This is a genomic window from Rheinheimera sp. D18 (genome assembly GCF_004345025.1).
Lineage (GTDB): Bacteria > Pseudomonadota > Gammaproteobacteria > Enterobacterales > Alteromonadaceae > Alishewanella > Alishewanella metallidurans.
Window position 1 is genome coordinate 1 of record NZ_CP037745.1, and the last position, 23,998, is coordinate 23,998.

20 protein-coding genes are annotated in these 23,998 nt (G+C 44.3%); 7 read left to right on the top strand and 13 right to left on the bottom strand.

Features of this window, described 5'->3' with window-relative positions:
* The first annotated feature begins 3 nt into the window (after positions 1 to 3).
* The 6 genes from dnaA to glyS all read left to right on the top strand — a co-directional run bounded on the left by dnaA (position 4) and on the right by glyS (position 9,049).
* Positions 4 to 1,374 (top strand): chromosomal replication initiator protein DnaA, encoded by a 1,371-nt coding sequence (gene dnaA / locus E0Z06_RS00005; RefSeq protein WP_132586877.1) that lies wholly within the window; start codon positions 4 to 6, stop codon positions 1,372 to 1,374.
* Positions 1,375 to 1,386: 12 nt separating this feature from the next.
* On the top strand, positions 1,387 to 2,490 hold the full coding sequence (dnaN, locus tag E0Z06_RS00010; RefSeq protein ID WP_132580687.1) for a DNA polymerase III subunit beta: 1,104 nt from the start codon (positions 1,387 to 1,389) through the stop codon (positions 2,488 to 2,490).
* Between the two features lie 5 nt (positions 2,491 to 2,495).
* A complete protein-coding gene (recF, locus tag E0Z06_RS00015; protein ID WP_132580690.1) occupies positions 2,496 to 3,620 on the top strand; it encodes a DNA replication/repair protein RecF in 1,125 nt (374 codons plus the stop codon).
* Positions 3,604 to 6,021 (top strand): DNA topoisomerase (ATP-hydrolyzing) subunit B, encoded by a 2,418-nt coding sequence (gene gyrB, locus E0Z06_RS00020; RefSeq protein ID WP_132580693.1) that lies wholly within the window; start codon positions 3,604 to 3,606, stop codon positions 6,019 to 6,021. Before recF ends, gyrB begins: the two co-directional genes overlap by 17 nt.
* Positions 6,022 to 6,083: 62 nt before the next feature.
* Complete coding sequence (gene glyQ, locus E0Z06_RS00025; protein WP_132580696.1) at positions 6,084 to 6,992, top strand: glycine--tRNA ligase subunit alpha; 909 nt, start codon at positions 6,084 to 6,086, stop codon at positions 6,990 to 6,992.
* Positions 6,992 to 9,049, top strand: coding sequence for a glycine--tRNA ligase subunit beta (glyS, locus tag E0Z06_RS00030; RefSeq protein ID WP_132580699.1), 2,058 nt, complete (start codon positions 6,992 to 6,994; stop codon positions 9,047 to 9,049). Before glyQ ends, glyS begins: the two co-directional genes overlap by 1 nt.
* Before the next feature lie 16 nt (positions 9,050 to 9,065).
* On the opposite strand, the gene E0Z06_RS00035 is transcribed toward glyS, so the two are convergent.
* From E0Z06_RS00035 to E0Z06_RS00065, 7 genes are all read right to left on the bottom strand, one after another.
* Positions 9,066 to 11,459 (bottom strand): FtsX-like permease family protein, encoded by a 2,394-nt coding sequence (locus E0Z06_RS00035; RefSeq protein ID WP_132580702.1) that lies wholly within the window; start codon positions 11,457 to 11,459, stop codon positions 9,066 to 9,068.
* A 7-nt stretch (positions 11,460 to 11,466) separates the two neighbouring features.
* Positions 11,467 to 12,192 carry an ABC transporter ATP-binding protein gene (locus tag E0Z06_RS00040; protein WP_132580704.1) on the bottom strand — a complete coding sequence of 242 codons (726 nt, stop codon included), beginning with the start codon at positions 12,190 to 12,192 and terminating at the stop codon, positions 11,467 to 11,469.
* Positions 12,193 to 12,214: 22 nt separating this feature from the next.
* On the bottom strand, positions 12,215 to 13,489 hold the full coding sequence (locus tag E0Z06_RS00045; RefSeq protein WP_132580707.1) for an HlyD family efflux transporter periplasmic adaptor subunit: 1,275 nt from the start codon (positions 13,487 to 13,489) through the stop codon (positions 12,215 to 12,217).
* A gap of 25 nt (positions 13,490 to 13,514) precedes the next feature.
* The gene (locus E0Z06_RS00050; RefSeq protein WP_132580710.1) at positions 13,515 to 14,003 is read right to left on the bottom strand and encodes a hypothetical protein; all 489 of its coding nucleotides are present in this window, start codon (positions 14,001 to 14,003) and stop codon (positions 13,515 to 13,517) included.
* A gap of 53 nt (positions 14,004 to 14,056) precedes the next feature.
* Complete coding sequence (locus E0Z06_RS00055) at positions 14,057 to 14,308, bottom strand: hypothetical protein (protein WP_132580713.1); 252 nt, start codon at positions 14,306 to 14,308, stop codon at positions 14,057 to 14,059.
* A gap of 65 nt (positions 14,309 to 14,373) precedes the next feature.
* Positions 14,374 to 15,018: a helix-turn-helix transcriptional regulator gene (locus tag E0Z06_RS00060; protein ID WP_132580716.1), complete on the bottom strand. Its 645-nt coding sequence runs from the start codon at positions 15,016 to 15,018 to the stop codon at positions 14,374 to 14,376.
* 139 nt (positions 15,019 to 15,157) lie between these two features.
* Positions 15,158 to 17,266 (bottom strand): winged helix-turn-helix domain-containing protein, encoded by a 2,109-nt coding sequence (locus tag E0Z06_RS00065; protein ID WP_132580719.1) that lies wholly within the window; start codon positions 17,264 to 17,266, stop codon positions 15,158 to 15,160.
* A 105-nt stretch (positions 17,267 to 17,371) separates the two neighbouring features.
* Here E0Z06_RS00065 and E0Z06_RS15540 point away from each other — a divergent pair, with 105 nt between their 5' ends.
* Positions 17,372 to 17,512, top strand: coding sequence for a hypothetical protein (locus E0Z06_RS15540; protein ID WP_165907357.1), 141 nt, complete (start codon positions 17,372 to 17,374; stop codon positions 17,510 to 17,512).
* A gap of 46 nt (positions 17,513 to 17,558) precedes the next feature.
* Here the strand turns inward: E0Z06_RS15540 and E0Z06_RS00070 are convergent, their stop codons facing one another.
* The 6 genes from E0Z06_RS00070 to fadB form a co-directional block, all read right to left on the bottom strand.
* The gene (locus E0Z06_RS00070) at positions 17,559 to 18,614 is read right to left on the bottom strand and encodes a GGDEF domain-containing protein (protein WP_132580722.1); all 1,056 of its coding nucleotides are present in this window, start codon (positions 18,612 to 18,614) and stop codon (positions 17,559 to 17,561) included.
* A 93-nt stretch (positions 18,615 to 18,707) separates the two neighbouring features.
* The gene (locus E0Z06_RS00075; protein ID WP_132580725.1) at positions 18,708 to 19,502 is read right to left on the bottom strand and encodes a response regulator; all 795 of its coding nucleotides are present in this window, start codon (positions 19,500 to 19,502) and stop codon (positions 18,708 to 18,710) included.
* Positions 19,503 to 19,591: 89 nt separating this feature from the next.
* On the bottom strand, positions 19,592 to 20,086 hold the full coding sequence (locus tag E0Z06_RS00080) for a GAF domain-containing protein (RefSeq protein ID WP_132580728.1): 495 nt from the start codon (positions 20,084 to 20,086) through the stop codon (positions 19,592 to 19,594).
* A 168-nt stretch (positions 20,087 to 20,254) separates the two neighbouring features.
* Positions 20,255 to 20,497: a sulfurtransferase TusA gene (gene tusA, locus E0Z06_RS00085; RefSeq protein WP_132580731.1), complete on the bottom strand. Its 243-nt coding sequence runs from the start codon at positions 20,495 to 20,497 to the stop codon at positions 20,255 to 20,257.
* A gap of 115 nt (positions 20,498 to 20,612) precedes the next feature.
* A complete protein-coding gene (gene fadA, locus E0Z06_RS00090; protein ID WP_132580734.1) occupies positions 20,613 to 21,776 on the bottom strand; it encodes an acetyl-CoA C-acyltransferase FadA in 1,164 nt (387 codons plus the stop codon).
* A gap of 16 nt (positions 21,777 to 21,792) precedes the next feature.
* Positions 21,793 to 23,946 carry a fatty acid oxidation complex subunit alpha FadB gene (gene fadB / locus E0Z06_RS00095; RefSeq protein ID WP_132580737.1) on the bottom strand — a complete coding sequence of 718 codons (2,154 nt, stop codon included), beginning with the start codon at positions 23,944 to 23,946 and terminating at the stop codon, positions 21,793 to 21,795.
* Positions 23,947 to 23,998: the final 52 nt, after the last annotated feature.

The window sequence follows — 23,998 nt, forward strand, 5'->3', positions numbered from 1 at the left end:
ATGGTGTATCAGTCCGTTTGGCTAAATTGCCTGCAAGCACTACAAGCCGAATTGCCCGCCCAGCATTTCAGTATGTGGATCAGACCGCTACAAGCTGACAGTTCAGACTCTGGGCTGACGTTGTATGCACCTAATCGTTTTGTGCTGGATTGGGTACGTGAAAAATATTTGAACCGAATAATGGAGCTGATCCATGATTACTGTGGTGATGATGCACCACGGTTGAAATTTGATGTTGGTTCTAATCAGGCCAATAGAGCGCGCACTAGTGCACCGCCTGCGTTTGTACCTACCTCTGCACCGCCCGTTGCGTCGGTTGCTAAAGAAATTCCTGAGCCAGCACCTAAAATGATTACTAGCAACGTGCGTGCTATGTATACCTTTACTAACTTTGTTGAAGGTAAATCAAACCAGCTTGCCCGTGCTGCAGCAAGTCAGGTCGCCGATAATCCGGGCACAGCTTATAATCCACTATTTATTTATGGCGGCACCGGCTTAGGTAAAACGCATTTATTACATGCGGTAGGTAATGGTATTTTAGCGAAAAAACCGGATGCCAAAGTTATCTATATGCATTCAGAGCGCTTTGTGCAAGATATGGTTAAAGCTTTACAAAACAACGCGATAGAAGAATTTAAACGTTACTATCGTTCGGTTGATGCCTTGCTTATCGATGACATTCAGTTTTTTGCTAACAAAGAGCGTTCACAAGAAGAATTTTTTCACACCTTTAACGCCTTGCTTGAAGGTAACCAACAAATAATTCTTACCAGCGATCGTTACCCCAAAGAAATTGACGGTGTTGAAGACCGCTTAAAATCCCGCTTCGGCTGGGGCTTAACGATTGCCATTGAGCCGCCAGAACTAGAAACGCGAGTGGCTATTTTGATGCGTAAAGCGCATGAGAACCAAATTCGCTTACCGGAAGAAGTCGCCTTTTTTATTGCCAAACGCTTACGCTCTAACGTACGTGAACTTGAAGGTGCGCTCAACCGAGTTATTGCTAATGCTAATTTTACCGGCCGGCCTATTACAATCGATTTTGTTCGTGAAGCCTTACGTGATTTACTTGCGCTGCAAGACAAGCTAGTTACGATTGAAAATATTCAAAAAACAGTGGCTGAGTATTACAAAATACGCGTTGCTGATTTGCTGTCAAAACGTCGTTCGCGTTCAGTCGCGCGGCCAAGACAGATGGCGATGGCTTTATCAAAAGAGCTAACCAACCATAGTTTACCTGAAATTGGTGATGCTTTTGGTGGGCGTGATCATACAACAGTGTTGCACGCATGCCGTAAAATCGAGTCGCTTAAAGAAGAAACACACGAAATAAAAGAAGATTTTCAGAATTTAATCCGTACCTTGTCATCGTAAAGGGACTTGTTCATGCAATTTACCATTAACAGAGACGCCTTACTTAAACCGTTGCAAATGGTGTCCGGCGCAATTGAACGTCGTCATACATTACCTATTTTATCTAACGTGCTACTTGAAGTAACCGAAGACACATTATCGTTAACCGGTACTGATTTAGAGGTTGAGCTAGTCGCGACTACAGATGCGCTAACAATACAAAGCCCAGGCAGAGTTACGGTGCCTGCCAAAAAGCTGTTAGATATTTGTCGTAGCTTGCCGGAAAGCGCTGATATAAAGGTGCTATTGCAAGGTGATAATTGTATTTTGAGTTGTGGCAAAACTAAGTTTACTTTGTCGACACTCAGCGCGTCTGAATATCCAAATTTAGAAAGCTGGCAGGGTGAAGTTGACTTGCAGTTGACTCGAACGCAACTGCGTAAATTGTTAGACGATACGGCTTTTTCTATGGCCAATCAAGACGTGCGTTATTACCTAAACGGTTTATTGTTTGAAGTCGATAATGGTGCGGTTAAAGCTGTAGCTACCGATGGCCATCGTTTGGCGTTAAGTGGTCTTGAGTTGCCAGATTTAGTTGCCCAGCAAAAGCAGATTATTATTCCACGCAAAGGCGTGTTAGAAATTATGCGCTTGTTGGCGAACGATGGCGAGCTTATTACGTTAAGCTTAGGCCAAAACCATATTCGTTTAACCGACGCTAACTATGTTTTTAGCAGTAAATTAATTGATGGTCGTTTCCCTGATTATCGTCGGGTTTTGCCACGTAATAGCACTAAGTTAGTTACCGCGCATCGTAGCGTGCTTAAAGACGCCTGTACTCGCGCTTCTATTTTGTCGAACGAAAAATACCGCGGAGTACGCTTTACGTTGTGTAGCGGCGAGTTGCAAATTGTGGCAAACAACCCCGAACATGAGCAAGCAGAAGAAATTATTGAAGTTGAATACCAAGGCGATAAGTTAGAAATTGGTTTTAACGTGGGTTATCTACTTGATGTACTGAATACGCTAACCACCGATCTGGTGTTGCTACATTTAAATGACGCGAACTCTAGCGCGTTAGTCGAAGGTGTAGGTAATGTTGGCGCATCTTACGTCGTTATGCCAATGCGCTTATAACACCTATGTCACTGCTGTCTCTTAGCGCTAGCCAGTTTCGTAATTTGACGGCAGTATCGTTGCAAGCGCATCGCCAGTTTAATTTAATTATTGGCATGAATGGCAGCGGTAAAACCAGTTTATTAGAAGCTATTTACTATTTGGCGCACGGCAGGTCATTTCGTACCAGCCGCACGCAGCGCCTGATACAGCATGATGAGAATAGTTTTGTATTGCATGCTAAAGTGTCAGAGCAACAGCAAACACATAGTTTAGGTTTGCAGCGTGACAAGCAAGGCGATTTGCTACTAAGACTGAATGGCGCCAATGTAAACAGGCTTGCTGAATTTGCGCAGTTATTACCAGTACAACTAATTACACCCGATAGTTTTAGATTGTTTTTTGGCGGGCCAAAAGAGCGGCGACAGTTTTTCGATATGGGTTTGTTCCACGTGGAACAACGTTTTTTTGATAGTTGGTTGCGGTTTAATAAAGTATTAAAGCAACGTAATGCGTTGCTAAAAACTAGCAGGCAATACGACGGCCAATTTGAATTTTGGGATCAACAGTTTGCCGAGTTAGCTTTTGAGCTACAGCAGTTGCGGGCTAAGTATGTTAACCAGTTAGAAGCTACATTTCGTACTTTAACTGCTGACGCCGAACAACCACTAATGGCTGAATTAAACTTTCAATTGCAACAAGGTTGGCCAGAACGCGTAGCAACTGCTGCGGATTTACAACAGTTGTTGCAGCAAAGTTTTACGCAAGATTACCGAATGGGCTTTACCCAATATGGCCCTCAAAAGGCCGATTTAAAAATAAAGAAAGACCAATGGGCTGCAGAAGAAGTGTTATCCCGTGGTCAGTTAAAAGTGTTATTATTTGCGCTTAAAATTGCGCAAAATAATGTGATACGGGACAGCGGCAGGAAGCAGCCGTTGTTACTGATTGATGATTTAGCGTCGGAATTAGACCAGCAGTCTACCCGACAGATATTTAGTTATTTACGCGATATAAACTCTCAGGTTTTTATTACTGCAATTAACGCTGAACAGGTTTCACCATTTATCGACGCCGGGCAACTGGCGATGTTTCACGTGGAACATGGGCAGCTAACAGCACGGACAGATAACGATGGCCGAACAACATAATTACGATTCCTCGAGTATTAAAGTATTAAAAGGACTGGATGCAGTTCGTAAAAGACCGGGTATGTACATCGGTGACACTGATGATGGTACAGGCTTGCACCACATGGTGTTTGAAGTGGTTGACAACGCTATCGATGAAACGTTAGCTGGCCACTGTACTGACATTTGGGTAACCATTCATAGTGATGGTTCGGTGTCAGTGCGCGATAACGGCCGCGGTATCCCAACCGATATGCACGAAGAGGGTGTATCGGCGGCTGAAGTTATTATGACAGTACTGCACGCAGGCGGTAAGTTTGACGACAATTCATACAAAGTGTCAGGTGGTTTGCACGGCGTAGGTGTGTCTGTTGTTAACGCGCTGTCTGATAAGCTTGAACTGACTATTCGCCGCAGTGGCAAAGTGCACCAGCAGATTTACCATTTAGGCGTGCCACAGATGCCGCTTACTGTCATCGGAGAAACCGAAGACAAGGGTACATCATTGCGTTTCTGGCCAAGCCCAACCGTGTTTAGTGATATTAATTATCACTTTGAAATTTTGGCTAAGCGCTTACGTGAGCTATCATTTTTAAACTCGGGCGTTAGTATTATTCTTAACGACGAGCGTAACGATAGAAAAGACCATTTTAAATACGAAGGTGGTATTGAAGCCTTTGTGCAGTATTTAAATCGCAGTAAAACCAGCGTGCATCCAAAAGCGTTTTATTTTACCGACCAGCGTGAAGATGGTATTTCGGTTGAAGTTGCGATGCAATGGAACGATAGCTACAGCGAAAACGTGTTCTGCTTTACCAATAATATTCCACAGCGTGACGGTGGTACTCACTTAGCCGGTTTCCGTGGTGCGTTAACTCGCGTATTAAACACCTATATTGAACAAGAAGGTTACGCCAAAAAAATGAAAGTGCAGGCGTCAGGTGACGATGCGCGTGAAGGCCTAACTGCGGTAGTAAGTGTTAAAGTTCCTGATCCTAAGTTCAGTTCACAAACTAAAGATAAACTGGTTTCGTCAGAAGTGAGATCTGCAGTTGAAAGCGTGATGGCAGAGAAGCTTAATGAATATCTGCTAGAAAACCCCGGTGATGCAAAAATAATTGTAGGTAAAATTGTTGATGCGGCGCGCGCGCGTGATGCTGCACGTAAAGCACGGGAAATGACTCGCCGTAAAGGTGCGCTTGATATTGCCGGTTTACCTGGTAAGCTAGCGGACTGTCAAGAAAAAGACCCTGCATTGTCTGAACTCTATATAGTGGAAGGTGACTCAGCGGGCGGCTCTGCAAAGCAGGGGCGTAACCGCAAGAACCAAGCGATACTGCCGTTAAAAGGTAAAATTCTTAACGTTGAAAAAGCCCGTTTTGACAAAATGCTGTCATCACAAGAAGTGGGTACGTTAATTACCGCTTTAGGTTGTGGTATCGGCCGCGAAGAATATAACCCAGACAAAACACGGTATCACAGCATTATTTTGATGACGGATGCTGACGTTGACGGTTCACACATTCGTACCTTGCTACTCACGTTCTTTTATCGCCAAATGCCGGAGTTAATTGAGCGCGGCTATATCTATATTGCTCAACCACCACTGTATAAAGTGAAAAAAGGCAAACAAGAGCAATATATTAAAGACGAAGCGGCATTAACTGAATATTTAACCACGCTGGCGTTAGATGAAGCGTCATTGCATGTAAACCCAGATGCACCAGGCATTGGCGGTGAAGCATTAGAAAAGTTAGTGCGTCAATACCACAGAGTGTCAGCAACCATTACTCGCTTAACGCGTAAAATACCGTTTAATTTGTTAAACGAGTTAATTTACGTGCCTGCTTTAGATGTGGTTCAAGCTAAAGGTGCCGCCTATAGTGAGCAGTGGGCTAAAACACTGGTTGACCGCTTAGAAGCAAAAGAAGGTGATGGCTCAAGTTATCGCTATGACATTCACGAAGACCGTGAGCGTCAGTTATTCTTGCCTAAAGTAATCATTCGTCAGCATGGTATAGACAACGAATACTTATTACATCATGACTTCGTTACGTCGCGTGATTATTTAAGCATTGCCGAGTTAGGTGATGAAATTCGTGACCTAATGGAAGCAGATAGCTTTGTGCGCCGCGGTGAAAAAACCAAGCCAGTTGAAACCTTCCTTGAAGCGTTAGAGTGGTTGATGAGTGAATCTAAGCGCGGTCTTTATATTCAGCGCTACAAAGGTTTGGGTGAAATGAACCCTGAGCAACTATGGGAAACCACGATGGATCCGAATACCCGCCGTATGCTGCAGGTTACCATTGAGGATGCCATTGGTGCTGACCAGCTATTTGCAACGCTGATGGGCGACCACGTAGAGCCACGCCGCGCCTTTATTGAAGAGAACGCGTTGTACGTCGCTAACTTAGACGTATAGTAATAATCAGATAAAACCACAGGGGCTTCGGCCCCTCAGTCATTTTAGCGAGTTAGAAGCGAATGCATAAATACGATACTAAAACCTTTCAGGGCCTTATTTTAGCCCTACAAGATTACTGGGCACGTCAAGGTTGTGTCATTGTGCAGCCGCTCGATTTAGAAGTGGGTGCGGGTACGTTTCATCCCATGACTTTTTTGCGCTCGTTAGGGCCGGAGCCAACCAACGTGGCTTATGTACAGCCTTGTCGACGACCAACCGATGGCCGCTATGGCGAAAATCCTAACCGATTACAGCACTATTACCAGTTTCAAGTTATCTTGAAACCTTCTCCCGATAATATGCAGGAATTGTACTTAGGTTCATTACGTGAATTGGGCATAGATACGCTGGTACATGATATTCGTTTTGTCGAAGATAACTGGGAATCACCAACGCTTGGCGCTTGGGGCTTAGGTTGGGAAGTCTGGCTAAACGGTATGGAAGTGACGCAGTTTACTTATTTTCAGCAAGTTGGCGGCTTAGAATGTCGGCCAGTAACGGGTGAGATTACCTACGGTTTAGAACGCCTAGCTATGTATATTCAGAGCGTAGACTCAATTTATGATTTGGTCTGGGCTGACGGTCCGCTAGGCCGTGTTAGTTATGGCGATGTGTTTCATCAAAATGAAGTTGAGCAATCAACCTATAATTTTGAGCACGCTGATGTCAGCGCATTATTCGCCTCTTTTGATCAGTGTGAAAAAGAAAGCCAATATTTAATTGAGCAAGGCTTGCCGTTACCGGCTTATGAAAAGGTAATGAAGGCCTCGCATGCGTTTAACCTATTAGATGCACGGCATGCTATTTCGGTAACCGAGCGCCAGCGGTATATTTTACGGGTAAGGGCGCTATCAAAAGCGTGTGCTGAAGCCTATTATGCCTCGCGTGAAAAGCTCGGCTTTCCTTTATGTCGTAAGCAGGAGGCATAATGTCTGCACCAGATTTTTTTGTTGAAATTGGTACTGAAGAGTTACCACCAAAAGCGCTTAGAACCTTAGCCACCGCCTTTGCGGATAACCTGCAAGCCGAACTAGCAAAGTTGGAGCTTAGCCATGCTGATGTACACTGGTATGCGGCACCACGGCGTTTAGCGGTGCGTATTAATGCATTAACACCGCAGCAAGCGGATAAAGTAGTTGAGAAGCGCGGACCCGCACTTAGTGCCGCATTTGATGCCAATGGCAATGCAACTAAAGCGGCGCAAGGCTGGGCAGCCGGTTGCGGCATTAACGTTGCTCAAGCTGAAAAGTTAGAAACCGATAAAGGTGCGTGGTTACTGCATAAAGCCTTAGTTAAAGGCGCCAGCGTTGTTAGCTTGTTACCTGAGGTTGTGGCTCAAGCCTTAGCCAAGCTGCCCATCGCTAAGCCAATGCGCTGGGGTAGTTCAGACGCTGAGTTTATTCGCCCTGTACAAACTGTTGTTATGCTTTATGGCAATGATGTGGTGCCTGCCACTATTTTAGGTCGTGCTAGTGGCAACCAAACACATGGTCATCGCTTTCATGCGCCAGCTAAGTTAACCATTAATAACGCTGATCATTATTTAACTGCATTACGTCAAGCTTACGTCGTTGCCGATTTTGCTGAACGTAAAGCTTTTATTGCCGAGGGCGTAGAAAAAGTAGCGGCTGAACACAAGGGTAAAGTACAAGTAGATGATGCATTGCTTGAGGAAGTTACCGCGTTAGTAGAGTGGCCAGTGGTGCTAGTGGGTAGTTTTGATGAAAGCTTTCTGCAGGTGCCAGCAGAGCCACTAATTTCAACGATGAAAGATAACCAGAAGTATTTTCCGTTGCTAGATCAAAACGGCAAGTTAATGAATAAATTTATATTTGTGACTAATATTGCCAGCAAAGATCCGCAGCAAATTATTTCAGGTAATGAAAAAGTGGTGCGACCGCGCTTAGCTGATGCTCAGTTTTTCTTTAATACCGACCGTAAGAAAACGTTGGAGCAACGTTTAGACAGTCTAAAAACGGTTTTATTTCAGCAGCAGCTGGGTACACTGGCGGAAAAGTCAGAGCGGATCAGCAAAGTTGCTGGTTTTATTGCAGAAAAAATTGGTGCGGATAAGCACTCTGCAGCACGCGCCGGTTTGTTATCTAAAGCAGATTTAATGACCAATATGGTGGGTGAGTTTCCAGAAGTGCAGGGCATTATGGGCATGCATTACGCTCGGCTAGATGGTGAGCAGGAAGCGGTAGCCTTGGCGCTCAATGAGCAATATATGCCGCGCTTTGCTGGTGACCAGCTACCCAGCCGGTTAGAAGGTGCCGCAGTTGCTATAGCCGATAAGCTAGATACGCTAGTGGGTATTTTTGGTATTGGCCAAGCACCTAAAGGTGATAAAGATCCATTTGCACTGCGTCGTGCGGCGATAGGTGCGCTACGTATTATGGTAGAAAAGCAGTTACCTTTGGATTTACTTGATATTATTGCCTTTAGCCAGCATACGTTTGCCGATAAGCTGAGTAATGCTAACGTTGCCGCTGAAGTACTCGATTTTATGTTGGGTCGTTTCCGTGCTTGGTACGAAGCTGAGGGCTATAGCGTCGATGTAATTCAAGCGGTATTAGCGCGTCGACCAACTAACCCGTCTGATTTTGACCGTCGAGTAAAAGCAGTAGCACAGTTTCGTAAACTAGATTCCGCACCGGCTTTAGCCGCCGCTAATAAGCGGGTGGCCAATATACTGGCTAAAGTAGAGGGCGACATTGCCACTGTGGTAAATACTGCCTTATTACAGGAAGATGCCGAGCAGGCACTGCACTGCGCCATAGTAGCCGAGCAGGCGTATCAGGCAGGCCGGCACAGCTATGCTGAAGGATTGGCCCACTTAGCGTCAATGCGTGAGGTTATCGACAACTTCTTCGACAAAGTAATGGTAAATGCCGATGACGCCGCCGTGCGGGCCAACCGCCAGGCGCTGTTAAAGCAGTTGCGCGAGTTGTTTTTGCAGGTAGCAGATATTTCGCTGTTGCAATAAAGCAAGCTTGTAGCAATTAGCTCCCTCTTATTAAAGACGCTGCGCTATTGTGCAGCGTTTTTATAAAGGGCTTAATACAGCTAAGCACCATAATAATACTTAGCATAGCTATAACTACCAATAACTGAAGCAAACTGACGCTATATTCAGTAAACAATACTCTGAAAGAGGCTTGGAATATCAGTAGCAATACAGCTAATAAACTGACTGCTACGATAAAAGCCGATGCTAATGAGCTCATGAGTAACTTCAGGATATGCAGCCCGGAAGCGCCTACGGCGATCATGATGCCAAAGCGGGTTTGCTGCTGTAAGGCATCGGCATTTATCTGGTAGTACAAACTAAACCCTGCCAGTGCAGACAGTAGCGTTGCCAGTGTCAGCGCAACCAGAGTAAGCTGGTTTAAATAACGGTTTTCATATTGTAGCTGCTGCTGGATGCTACCATCGAAATTCAAAGACCAATAAGGATCATTTGCAGTAATTAGCGAATTGACTCCGTTATATAAAGTGTGCTGTTCTGCCGGGTTGACAAGTACCGTAACAGCCGGTGTTTGCTTAAGCATGGCAATATCAGCATAGAGCATTGGGGTATGTTTATTCAAAGTGCCAAAATGTGGCAGGTTCTCAATAATACCGGCGATAAAAATCGGCTCTTGTTCGTTTAGCCCCAACAAGTACGCATTTCTGATAAACAGCCGTTGGTTAATGGCTGCATCAGGGTTAGGAAAGCCTAACAAGTGTGCGGCAGCATTATTTATAACAACCCGCTGTTCAGCTACAGATGTGCCGCTTAAAAATGAAACACCCAGTAACTGAAAGTAATTGGAGGAAACAGAAAGCAGGTTAACCAGATTTGCTGTTGGCTCATCCGGGCTATAAAGGGATATTTCTGATGTCAGGCTATCTGGTTTGATTGTATTGTCCTGAGATAAGGCAACCTGGGCGTTTTCACTTTGTAGCTGTTGCCACAATGTTTTTGGTAATAAGTGTTTTCTCTCGCCAGATGTCTGGTCAGGTATAACTGACCATTGCTGTATACTGGTGTCCAAATTAATGTTGGAAAGCGACAGCCACTGTGCGCTGAAAATGCCGCAGGCAAGTGATAACACTACACCTGCAACGAGTATCTGGAATGTGACATTAATCTTGCTGAGCCAGCGGCCAATGAGTGTGGATTGCTGACTTTTACTACGATTAAACAGGTTGTCGCGCAGGATGCTGAACATCGGCAGCCAGGCACTAAGCAGTACCAGGGTGCCAATTAAAACTACAGCCAGCAGCATGGCAAATATCATAATACCACTACTAAGATGCAGCTCCGGCAGCATGTTTTGTGTGAGCCAAAACGTACCTGCTGCTAATGCCAGCCCCAACGCGCCAGAAATGGCAATCAGGCATAAATTTTCGGCAGCTAACTGACGCATTATATCTGTGTAATGCGCGCCAACAGATAATCTGAGCCTAAGCTCTGTTGTGCGCTCCAGTAGTTTACTAAAATTCATGGTCAACAGATTTAAGCTGTTCATAACCGCAAAACTTATGGCTAATATCAGCAATAACCACCATTGCCGCAGCAGTTGTTTCTTTGCTTCTGGCGCAAATTCAATACCAGGAAAAAAATAGGGTGCTAAATTGTCAATGTTGGTAGATAGGCTGAGGTTTCCGGTGTTTTCCCGTTTATCTGGCGTATGAGCGGCTATATCTGCCATAGTGTAACCGGACGTTAGCTCAGCTATGCCAATAAATGACGGCATCTCGCGGGCAAGCTGATTCTTTATCCTGTTAAGTAAGGCGGTTTCAAGCTTACCATTGGCAAAGTTTACTTTAACCAGGCCGGAGAAATGGCGGACGGAAAGCAAAATATCAGCTTGCCAGATACCTATGTTGTGTAAACTATCGGGCAGATAACCCGCTACCTCAAGCGCCAGATTTGACTCTTCCAGCGTAAGATACTCACCGGGCAAAGCGTGACTAAACTGCCGGGCAAAATCTTTTGATATATAAACCTGCTGCTGGAAATGAATATCATTAGTTGATTTAACCAGGTTGGATTTTTGTAGCAATTGAAAGTCGATAAGAATTATAGAAGCAGTGACAGTTTTACCAGCAACCCGGACAGGGGTGTTTATTTGCCCTAAGTAGCTGATATTGGCTACTCCGGGCAGTTGTTGCAGTTGCTCTAACCGGGCAATAGAACTGGGTTGCATGCGCTGATCATGCCCGGTGACACCAACGGTAACATGGCGGCTTTCACTATTAATCCAGGTTGGTTTTTGGCTAAGTATCGACGGTGTTAGAGCGCTGACAACCACTAAAATAGCACACAGTAGTGCCAAACCAGACATAATCACCAGTGATTGTATTTTGTTTTTCAGTAATAACCTGTAACCAAAAATAATGTCAAACATATTATCGTTATGCTCTATAGAGTGAGTTATGGTCAGGGGCTACAGACATTGGCTCTGTATCGCAGAGCTGTCCATCCTTCATTCTGATGATCCTGTTGCAACGCTCTGCCAATTCTCTGGCATGGGTAACCAGCAGAATAGTCATGCCTCCGATATTTAACTTTTGCAATAACTGAAAAATTTGCTCGGCATTTTCACTGTCCAGACTACCTGTGGGTTCGTCTGCTAACAGAATATCAGGGTGTTGCACTATGGCTCTGGCAATGGCTACTCGCTGCTGTTGCCCACCAGACAGCTCAGAAGGCAAGCTGTTAGCTTTATCAGCGATACTAACCTGTTGCAGACATTCAATAGCACTTTTTTTCATCTGTGCGGCTGAGATGCCTTTTGTGTAACGCAGCGGAAGCATCACGTTTTCCAAAACCGTCATATCGCAGATTAAGTTAAAGTTTTGAAATATCCAGCCTAGGCTACGATTACGCAAATGCGATTTCTGATAATTAGAAAGTTGCCGGATATTGCGGTTACATAATCTGTAATCACCAGAAGTAGGGTTGTCTAATAAACCAAGAATGGATAGCAGTGTTGATTTGCCGCAGCCAGACGGGCCGGTTATCGCAATAAAATCTCCTGTTTCAACATGCAGCGAAATATCGTTCAGGGCGTATGTTTGCGCTGACCCTTTGCCAAACACTTTGCTGAGATTTTCTGTTTTAAGTAAATAATCGGCCATTTTTATTCCTGCTATGACATATTCAAGGTATTTTTATGCTATCTCTAAACGCCCAGTCTGCCGGGTCTGCCAGCAAAACCTGCTCACCTTCTTTAAGTCCTTCACTTACAACAAGCTGACGTGATGAGTAGGAGTTAACCAATACCTGCCGTAGCGTATAGGTATTATTGTTATTAGCTACATAAAGGGAGAATGGTTGAGCCCGCTGAAAATGTGCCGGGCGGCTGATAACCAGTACGTTCTGCTCAGATGCAACGGTGATAGTGGCGCTGACTTCTATGTCAGGCCTGGCTGAATCGGGCAGTGATGCTAGAAAGGATGCATCAATTTGTACCTGGTTACGTACAACGGCAGGAGCAACCCGGTTGACTACAGCATCAATCTGCTGCCCGTTGACATTAATCATCAGCGGTTGCCCACTTTTTATCCGCGCCGCATCGGATGCACTGACACGCAGCTCCGCATACATATTATACGGGTTTGCCACTGTGCCTACACTGACACTTTGATTAAGCCATTGCCCAAGTTTTAGCTCTTCATTCAGGTTTTGTAGTATGCCATCCATACCTGCGCGTACAGTCAGAGCATCAACATCAGCTTTACGCATATCTAGGCTATTAGTTGCCCGACTGAGGCGTAAATTGGCCGCCCGCAGTTTTGCCTGGCGTGTTTGTTCAAAAGTCTGTAGCCGATCATCTGCCAGCTTTAGCCGTAATTTAATTTGCTCCAGCTTCATTTGCTCTTTGTTCAGCTCAAGTTGCGATACGATTTGCATCGCTGCCAGGCTTTGACGAGCCTCAAACTCTGCCTGCTGGGTGCTTAGCTCTGCGCCGATCAATTTGCGTTCATTGTTGAGATTTAGATATTGATCGGATAGCTCTGCATCAAGTTGTGCCAAATTAGCCTGTTGCTCTTGCAGTTCCAGTTCGGCTAGCTGGTATTCGCGCTGAACGGTGGTATTGCTTAGCTGCAAAATGGGGCTGTCTTTTTTAACCTGGTCACCGGGTTGCACAACAATGCTTTGCAGTGTTCCGGCAACTTCTGTTACCAGGCTGCGTAACTGTTGTGATCGCAACTCACCATAAGCTGATACTCTGTCTTCAAAAGAGGCTTTTGTTACCAACTCAGTTTGATAGCTTGTTGCTGATGACATGCCAATAGCAATACCAAACCGAGAGGTAGCAAATACAGCAATAGAGGACAAACCAATCAGTAAGCATAGAACAAGGCCAACCCGTGAGATTTTTTTGCTGACAGGAATATCTTCTGGAATGGCTAGTGCTGGCCTGTTTTTCATAGTAAGTCCTCCGGTTACTTCTGTGCTACATCTTTAGTTCTATATGTATAACGGCAACTTCTTTACTTGCGATAGATTCGAGCAAAACCTTTTGCTGGGTGCAGGGTGGGCAGTGGTCAGGGTCATTAATTGTGTCTTTAAACATCTCTTTATGTGGGTACACATTCAGAATAACCTGCTTGTAGCCCTGGTTTAGCAAATCTGTGGTCAAACTGGCAAGTTCAGGCACGGTATCTGCGAACTGGCTAAAAGTAATGTTATGTTCACTGGCGAAACTGTAATCCTGTTTTTGGGCAAGTTCTAAATCGGCTGCCGTGATGATGCCGTACTTTATTGCTGATATTTTTGGACCTGGATAAAAAATCCAGGTCTGGTTGATGTTTGACCCCAAGCTGCCTACCACCCAGGTCGGCATATTAGCTGTGGTCTGTTTAATATGAGAGTGGGTGTCGGCACTGATGCAGGGGCTGCATATCCCGATAGAAAAAGCGATTGCTATGGTTATTTTCGTCATTTGTATTACCTCAGTAAGGGCGGCACTCAACGGAGAGTACCGCCAGGGACTAATTACCAGCGAATAACAATTTCGCAATACCATTCGCCACTACGAACACCGCAACGAAGTTCACCACTTTGAGTGTCATAAGATGGTGCTGTAGCGAGCTTTGGCTCTGCTGCTATAGCTGTAGCCGGAACAGCGCCCACTATTAGCCCTAGCCCCAGCAGAGCGCCCAACATGGATTTTTTTATTGCAATTAACATATAATTCATCAAAATTAATTTTTTGTTGGCTCTATTAAAGAGCAGGTTTATTTTCATTAATTTATGATTTATTTAAATATGTCATATTTTACATATTGCATTTTCAATTCATGTAATGAACGCTATATTATTTCATTTAAAATCAAGCATTTGGTTATGGCTTGTTGTCGGTTGACACTTTGCGTTTTCCTAATGGCATTAGTAATGTGTAGGTTGACTGTTCTCTCTGTAATGCCAACTATCTTTGATGTTTCCCAAGAGCTTTTTCCTTGTGCTACCCAGAAAAGACAGGTTTTCTCACGTTGACTTAATTGATAAATTGGTGAGCGATTGCCTTCATTTTTCTTTAGGATTTTGGAAAAGAACAGGATAAAACGGTGCAGACTCATATCAATAGCCTTTATTTCTTGCTCTGCTCCATCAGTGGTGGAGCGGACTATAAAGAAATATTGAATGCTGCTAATAACATCTGGAAATGGTAGTAATATCAAATCCATCTCTTTATCAACGTTTGCTGTGGTAAAAACTCCTATGTCTAATGAGCCATGGGCTTTTTTCACTCTATTTTGTAGAGCTAACCACAATACTTGATTAAGTTCTTGCGACGAGGGCTTGTCTAGTACAAGTCCCATTTTATTAACCAATACTCCATAGTTAATTATGCTGTCGAAGTGGTTGGTAAGGTTTCTTAGCAAAATCCACCAGTTGTAAAGAACTTCATGCCTTTGAATGTATGAAATAAAAATATTCCTATTTGCGCTCATCATAAATCTCTGAGATGCGATATGTCTGGCAGCAAAGAGTAGGTTTTAGTGCTGAAAAAGCGATAAGCATGGCGTGGCTTTTAGGTAACGAGGTGTGTTTTTTGGGTAACCACACCCAATTGTCTGATTTTATTGATTTAAATTAGTCAACTGAGAAGCTGAAAATACTCTGGAAACGCGGAGCTTTCTCACTGGCGATGATTTTTTTTGCGTCAGGTGATAATTGCGGCAGGGTTGGAGAAGTAAGACTGATTGGTAAAGGCAACTCAGCATTGGGTGTCAGGCTGGTGGATGCAATAGTGATTTGCATAGTCCGCTGTATTGGATCCAGAACTGTCTGCATATTGTCGATAGCGATTTCTGATATGACAGCAAACTGTTCATTTAATAGCAGGACTTTTTCGTCGGTACTAAAACCAATATAGTGCTGCTGTAACGGCGTTAGGGCGTAAAAATTACTTAGCAGCTGCTGGGTTGTCGAATCCCGATAGTTATAACGCATAATATACCAGTTACCGGCAATTTTTTCGGTATAGAGAATGCCATCTCCCTGAAGAGTAAAGCTACCGCCAGAAATCTGTGCCGCCGGGCTGGTAATAAATGTTAGCTCTTTGTCTAGTGGCGCTATTAATGCTAATTGGCCATTGATATTGGCTAAAAAACGCTTGTCGGTATGATGCCTGGCCAGAATTTGTAAGGTGTTAAACGTGTCTATACCATTAAATTCAAATGTTCGCAGAGGTTCGCCTTGCTTATAACCGGCCAGCACTTTACCGGCAGGGGTATGCTGCAGCAACAGAAATTCAGTCTCGCTGATATAGAACATATCTTCAACAGATGAGTCGAATTCAAATATGCGGGAAGACGTAATGGCTGCTGCCGAGTTAAGCGCCGACTCTTTAAAATAGTTAGCAGACTGATTAACTTGTTCGCCAATGCCATAAAAGTGCTGACCGTTACGGGTTGCTACTCGAATATAACGCTGCTCCTGGCTATTTTTCACCAAAGACTGCGTCGTTGTATCAAATAAATAAAGTCCTTCTTCAGTGGTTAGTAGTAAAACGGCACTATTTGCTAACCATTGTAACGACTGTGGGTTGATGTTCAGGCGAACTGCCAGCTTGGTGCTGTGAGTTCCGGGTAAGATTATGGAAAGTTTTATCTCATCATCAGATGTCCTGCGGACGATAGCCAACTGTGTTTGATCCGGCGACAGTGAGGCGAGATAGTCAAATTCTGATGCTTTAGCAGCAGAGGTCAGCGGCAACAGGCTACCGGACAGCAAATTGATTTTATGCAGCACCGCCATCGGGGCCTGGGCATGGCCTAATGCTGCATAGACTTCATCAGTATTGCTTGTTCTTTCCAGTGCTGAAATTGAGCGATAACCAGAAAGCACAATATTTTCCTCTGAGAGGCTGGTTGGGGCTGAAGCAATATTTCTGAGAATACTTAGCTTGCTGTCTTTAAAAGACAGATCGACATAGGCAAGATCCTGATCATCATTGATAAATTTAATTTCGGTGATGTTGTTTGCATCTTCAGTGAGTTGTAATACCTGATTAAGTTTTCTATCAAGCAGGAATAGCTGGTAACCACTGGCAGAATCGGTACGGGCTGAAAAGGCGACAAATCGTTGATCTATTGAAATATCAAGAGCATATTTTTCACTTGGAAAGGAGGTGATGTTTTCCAGTTCTGCGATCTGAAACGGCATAAGCTCTGCTTCCGGAGCTTTATTAAATAACCAGATACTTATCAGCAAAATAGTGATGATTGTTCCTGCTATTACCGATCTTGCGATAATAGAACGTTTACTGTTATTCAATGTTTTTGCTATAGGACGCGGGGAGTGCAATATCTGCTCAACGGCTGAGGAAGATAATTTTGTGTTAACTATTGGGGTTGGTTGAAGTAACAGGCGATAACCGCGACCAGGAGAAGACTGAATATATTGCGGGGTTTCGGCGGTATCACCCAAAGCGCCCCGCAGTTTACGGATAGTACCTCTGACGGCTGCGTCAGATACAAAGCGTCCGTGCCACACCTGTTCAATCAGTTCATTGATGGTGATATATTGGCCAGGCTTTTGGCTCAGGTAGGCTAGCAGCGCCACAGCTTTGGGTTCTATATTCTGTTCAATGTTATCTTTTAACAAAGTCAGTTGCTGAGAATTAAGTGTAAATACACCTAGCTGCCAAAGAACAATTTCTTCTGTTTCCTGTGCTGAGGAATAACCGCTGTGCTGCATAATATCCAGTTTATTAACAAAACGCCGGGCAATTATAAATAATTGTTAGATAAATAACAGCATGGAGCCCTGAAAATTGGGAGAGGGTTAGCCCACTTAGCGTCAATGCGCGAGGTTATTGACAACTTCTTTGACAAAGTAATGGTAAATGCCGATGACGCCGCCGTGCGGGCCAACCGCCAGGCGCTGTTAAAGCAGTTGCGCGAGTTGTTTTTGCAGGTAGCAGATATTTCAGTATTGCAGTAGTGCTAGAGCCAATAACAAAAAGCCAGCATGATAGCTGGCTTTTTTATTAACCTGCAACTTGGTTTCGGCCAGCATTTTTTGCGCTATATAGCATTTTATCGGCTAACTTAAGTGCTTCGTCGTACTGTTCGGCACTCTCGCAAATGGCGACACCGAAGCTCGCAGTAACTTGATAATGCTTATCTTGTTTTAGCATTTTCTCTTGGCTAACTTGTTGGCGAATTTTCTCGGCAACATTAAGTGCATCGGTATGATTGGTGTGGGGTAAAATTAATAAAAACTCTTCTCCGCCTATTCGACAGGCAAAATCTTGTTGTCGAATATTGCGTTTAAATAACATCGAGATCGCTTTTAGCACATCGTCACCGACATTATGACCATAGCGATCGTTCAACCGTTTAAAATGATCTATATCACACATAATTAGCGCCAGCGGAACAAACAGCTCCGGTTGTTCGGCTAAATTAGGCATTAAGCTGGAGTCGATAAAGCGCCTATTTGCTAGCAGGGTAAGGGCATCGGTATTAGCTTGCAGCTCTTTGTTTTCTTGCAACTTGTCCATTGCTTGATGGCTACGCTCACGATAAAAATCGTTTATCCAACAAACAATGATGACGATAACCAGTGAGGCAATAAAGCGGCTGGCTTCCGCATCTTTATACTGCGCAGGAATTAAGTCGGGAATGTATAACATGACAGCAAGCGAAGTTAATAATAAAAAGTTAAAAATCAATGCCTTGCGAACGCCAAGTAGACCGAATAATATAGCGGGAAAGGGAAAAACCCAATATAAAGCAGTATTGTTATAGCCGCCTTGAAACACTAAACTTAAAACAAAAAAACCGACTAAAATTGCTTCAACTGCACAGGCTCGGTCAAGGTTGTGGCTAATTTGAAACACGATGATGTTAACTAGAAACAATAAGCCAGTGCCAAATAAAATAACCGGTAATAGTATCTCTTCGGCATGGATATTTTTAATGCCGTAGATAAACATCACAAGACTTGTTATATAACTGACGAAGGCCAAAATATAATGGCGCCGACGCGCGTCTATTTTATCAACCTGCTTCTTGTCATGTTTAATTAACTGCGTTTGCAATGGCAACTCCAAACCGATAAGCGCACTATAGATGCTAGCATAAGTCTAACAACCTGCTTGTTGAGCAGCTACCAGACGTGTTGGTTATGTTATTTACTGCTCTAATAATCTATATAACAACTGCTTTACCGCTTCTGGTTCAAAGGGTTTATCACACATCGCATTAACGCCACTTTGCGCAATATTAGCAAGGTGCGTATCGTTTGCTTCGCTGGTTACCATTAGTATTGGGATATGTGATAAGGCGCTATGTTCACGGATAAATTCAGTTAGTTCTCGGCCGTTAACTTCAGGCATATTGTAATCAGTAACAACTAAGTCAAACATCTGCTGTTGCAGATGTTTGATCGCCTGTTTACCGTCTTCTGCTTCGGTAATATGCTGCATGCCTAGATTGTTGAGTACGCGACGAATATGATTTCGGGCTAGGCGGCTGTCATCTACCACTAACACCCTTATATCGTGTACATCAAACAAGGTTAATTCCAATTCTGCAGGGTTAAGTAAATCTATTGCTGTATTAAGGGCTTTACCCAGTTGCATCGCGTTAAACGGTTTAGGTAGTATCGCAATAGCGCCTGATTGCTTAAAGGTTTCTAGCTGTGCTTTACGGCTCTCACTTGATACCAGCATAAACGGGATATCAGCTGTATTGCGGTTAGCTTTAAGCTGATGCAGCAGTTGTTCTGCGGTGCCGTCGACAAAGTGTAAAGCGCAGGCAATGGCATCAGGTTTATGTTGAGCAATAAGCTTTAGTGCTGTGTTTATACAGTCTGCTTCTGCTACCTGAGTAACGTTTTCTTCAAGCAGTTTTTTACGAATAATTTTACGTTGTACCTCTGAAGGTTCAATCAGCAAAATATGTAAATCGGCAGGTGATAGTTGCATAACGGCTCCGCAACAAAATGAACACTAAATAACACCACAGTAATGGCGGTGGAACTGCAAATAAATCGTCACTATTAAACTTATATATTCTAGATAATACTTGAGCCAAACAGTTTGCAAACCGCTTTTACAAACTCGACTTCATCGACGCTCCAGTGCTTTATCGTGTTTGTTTGTTCGCAACAAATGATGCCGGCAATACCACTGCGCTGCTTTATCGGTACGTCAAGTAATGAGCGAATATTCATTGGTCGTAAAAAATGCTCACATAACTCGGACGTTGCTGGATGATGAAAAGCATCAGCTGCGAGGACCACATCGTTACTATCTAACGCGGAAAAATAGTTTGGAAAGCTCCAACGGTCGATCATCAAGGCCTCTTCAGTAATGCCATGTTGTTGATCTAATAGCATTTGACAGCTCATTAGATCACTATCGACAAACAGCCATAGGCCGGCACGTTGAATTTGCAGTGTGTCTAAACAACCCTGCAACAAGGCTTGAGTAACAGTTGCCTTAGTTGAACTGGAGTGGTTGGCTTTTTCTTTTAGTTGTGCCAGCGATTCAGCAAAACGGTTATCCATAACGTTTTACACTCTAATACGGTTGCTAGTGCTTAGTATTAAAATGCCGTTTTTATCTACAGATTGCAAGTAGCTATGGTTGTTAAGAAACTGGCCAACCACTAAGATGGATGACGATCATGATGCGCTCCGTGCGAGCAACAACTTAATAAACACTAGATTACTGAATTAACCTTTTTTAACGACATAGCGATATGGCAATTCCGTAGTGTCGCTGGCAAGTAACTGGTGATCCATAAAACGACAAAATGCGGGTATATCACGAGTAGTGGCAGGGTCGTCGGCTATAATTAGTAAGGTTTCACCTGCCTGCATTTGGCGAATTTGTAGGCGTATCATCATTACCGGCTCTGGGCAGCGCATACCTAAGGCATCTAAGGTTTTATCTGCGTTGCTAAAAAACTGCTGCATTATTACTCCGATAATTAAATTTTAAAACCTAACCGGTTCCAACCAAACAATTAAGAAAAAATAAAGGCCGTAAAAACGGCCTTTATTCTATGCGATTGTGAGTAAGGCTGCCAGTTTATGGCCGCTCAAACACGGTAGCGATACCTTGGCCTAAGCCAATACACATAGTGGCTAAACCAAACTTACCGCCTTTGTCTTCCATTACGTTAATTAGCGTAGTGGCAATGCGTGAACCAGAACACCCTAGCGGATGACCAAGTGCTATAGCGCCACCGTTTAAGTTTACTTTTTGCTCTGCTACTTCTAACAGACCTAAGTCTTTCATTACTGGTAATGCTTGTGCGGCAAAGGCTTCGTTTAGCTCGGCATAATCAATATCTTTAATGGTCAAACCGGCCATTTTTAAGGCTTTTTTCGTTGCGGGTACCGGGCCGTAGCCCATAATTGATGGGTCACAACCGGCTACGCCCATACCACGCACGTAAGCGCGAATAGGTAAACTTAAGGCTTTGGCTTTTTCTTCGCTCATTACTAACATGCCAGAGGCACCATCAGACAGCGCTGATGATGTACCAGCAGTTACCGTACCGTTTACTGGGTCAAACACTGGGCGTAGCTTGCTTAACGTTTCTACCGTAGTTTCTGGGCGAATAACTTCATCGTAATCCATCAGCTTTAACACGCCATCGGCGTCGTGGCCTTCGGTAGGAATAATTTCATTTTTAAAGCGGCCTTCAACACTGGCCTCTTGTGCTAAGCGATGCGAGCGTGCGCCAAATTCATCTTGCTGCTGGCGAGTAATACCATGCATTTTGCCGAGTAGTTCGGCGGTTAAACCCATCATGCCTGCAGCTTTAGCAACCGACACGGATAACGCCGGATCAAAATCAACACCGTGATTCATGGGTACATGGCCCATATGCTCTACGCCGCCAATTAGGTACACATCGCCCATGCCAGTTTGAATAGCGCGTACTGCGTCGTGCAGAGCTTGCATAGAAGAGCCGCACAAGCGGTTTATCGTTACGGCAGGCACTGAGTGTGGAATACCAGCCAGTAGCGCAGCATTACGAGCAATATTAAAACCTTGCTCTAGGGTTTGCTGCACACAGCCCCAAATAACATCGTCAATATCGGCCGGGTCTAGTGCTGGGTTACGTGCCACTAATGACGCCATAATATGTGCCGAAAGTTGCTCAGCACGCACATTACGATACATGCCATTTTTAGAGCGCCCCATAGGGGTGCGGATACAATCTACTATAACTGCGTTTTTCATTATTCTGCTCCTGCGCTTAAACCGGGAAGAAACGCTGGCCAGCGGCGGCCATGGCGCGGGTTTTGTCGGTTACCTGATAAATTTCGCCTAAGTGACTATAGGTATCGGCCAGTGCGACAAAGTTTGCTAAACCCATAGTGTCGGCATAGCGCAGCGGGCCACCACGAAACGGCGGAAAGCCTAAGCCGTAAACTAAGCCCATGTCTGCTTCAGCAGCAGTGGCAATAATGCCTTCTTCTAAGCAGCGAATGGTTTCGTTAATCATTGGCACCATTACGCGGGCAATAATTTCATCTGCGGTAAACTCTTGTTTTGCGCTACTAAGGTTGGCTAGTAAGCTAGTTGCCGCTTCGTCGATATCTTTCTTCGGCTTACCTTTGGCATCTTTGCTATACGCATAAAAGCCTAGGCCATTTTTCTGGCCATAACGGTCAGCTTTAAACATGGCGGCAACAGGGTCATTGTCAAGTTTAGCCATGCGGGTTGGGAAGCCCTCGGCCATTACGTCTGTACAATGGTAGGCGGTATCTAAGCCGACTACGTCTAGCAAATAAGCTGGGCCCATTGGCCAACCAAACTGCTTTTCCATTACTTTATCAACTTGGGCAAAGTCGGCGCCATCTAACACTAACTTGCTAAAGCCAGCAAAGTAGGGGAATAACACGCGGTTGACAAAGAAACCCGGGCAGTCGTTAACCACAATAGGCGATTTACCCATTTTAGCCGCATAGGCGACTACAGCAGCAACCGTTTCTTCGCTGGTGTCTTTACCACGAATAACTTCGACTAATGGCATGCGATGTACAGGATTAAAAAAGTGCATGCCACAGAAGTTTTCTGGCCGGCTTAAATTAGCTGCTAGCAAATCTATAGAAATAGTTGAGGTGTTAGAGGTTAAAATTGCATCGTCGGCAATAATGCCTTCTACTTCTTTTAATACCGCGCCCTTAACTTTCGGGTTTTCTACTACCGCTTCAACCACAATATCTACCGTTTTTAACGGTTCATTGCTTAGGGTTGGTGTAATAGATGAAATAACTTTAGCCATACCTACAGCGTCAAGTTTGTTGCGCTCAACCTGCTTGGCTAGTAGTTTCGTAGCTTCGCCCATACCTAATGCTAAGGCTTTATCAGCAATATCTTTCATTACTACTGGCACGCCTTTTAAGGCCGATTGGTAAGCGATGCCGCCGCCCATAATGCCAGCGCCAATTACGGCAGCTTTATTAATAGCTTTAGTTGCAGTTTTTGCAGCTTTTTTTGCTTTGCCTTTAATCAGTTGATCATTTAAAAACAAACCAATTTGCGCGGTAGCAGCATCGGTTTTTGCCAGTTTAGCAAAGCCGGCATTTTCTAGCGCCATCGCGCCGGCGCGATCTAGCCTTGCTGCTGCTTCTATCGTAGTTACTGCCATCATTGGCGCCGGATAATGTTTACCTGCATTGGCAAACACTATACCTTTAGCGGTAGAGAAGCTCATAATCGCTTCAGTTTTATTTAGTTTTAACGGCTGTAGTTTAAAGGCGCGCTTTTTGCGCCAATCTAGCTTGCCTGCAATTGCGTCTTCCAACATGCTAAGTGCAGCGGCTTCTAGTTTTTCTGGTGCAACTACGGCGTCAATTAAACCAAATTTTTGTGCTTGCTCCGCGCTGTGGTCTTTACCTGTGGTGATCCACTCCATTGCGTTATCGGCGCCAATAATGCGCGGCAAGCGCACAGTGCCACCGAAGCCCGGCATTAAGCCTAATTTAACTTCGGGTAAACCAATACGGGTGGTCGTATCTGCTACGCGATAGTCAGATGTAAGTGACCACTCACACCCGCCACCAAGCGCGAAACCCTTAATAGCAACTACTGTTGGCACCGGCAAGTCTTCAGCTAGATCGAATACATCAGAGGCTTCTTTAATCCACGGCACTAACTCTGCTTCTGGGCGTAAAAATGTGCTTAAAAACTCGGTAATATCAGCGCCAACAATAAAATTGTCTTTTTCACTACAAAAAATAACGCCTTGTAATGCTTTGTCGACGTGCAGTTGCGCCAAAGCTGTCTTACAATCAGATAGAGTTTGCTGGTCAAATTTATTAACTGAACCTTTTGCATTAAAAGCAAAACGGGCAATACCAGGTTTCAGGTAAGCAACACTGATGTTGTCACTCTGGTAAATCATAACGGTGCTCCTTGGTCGCGTAAGTTAGGGTTGGTCGCAACTGGTACGATGA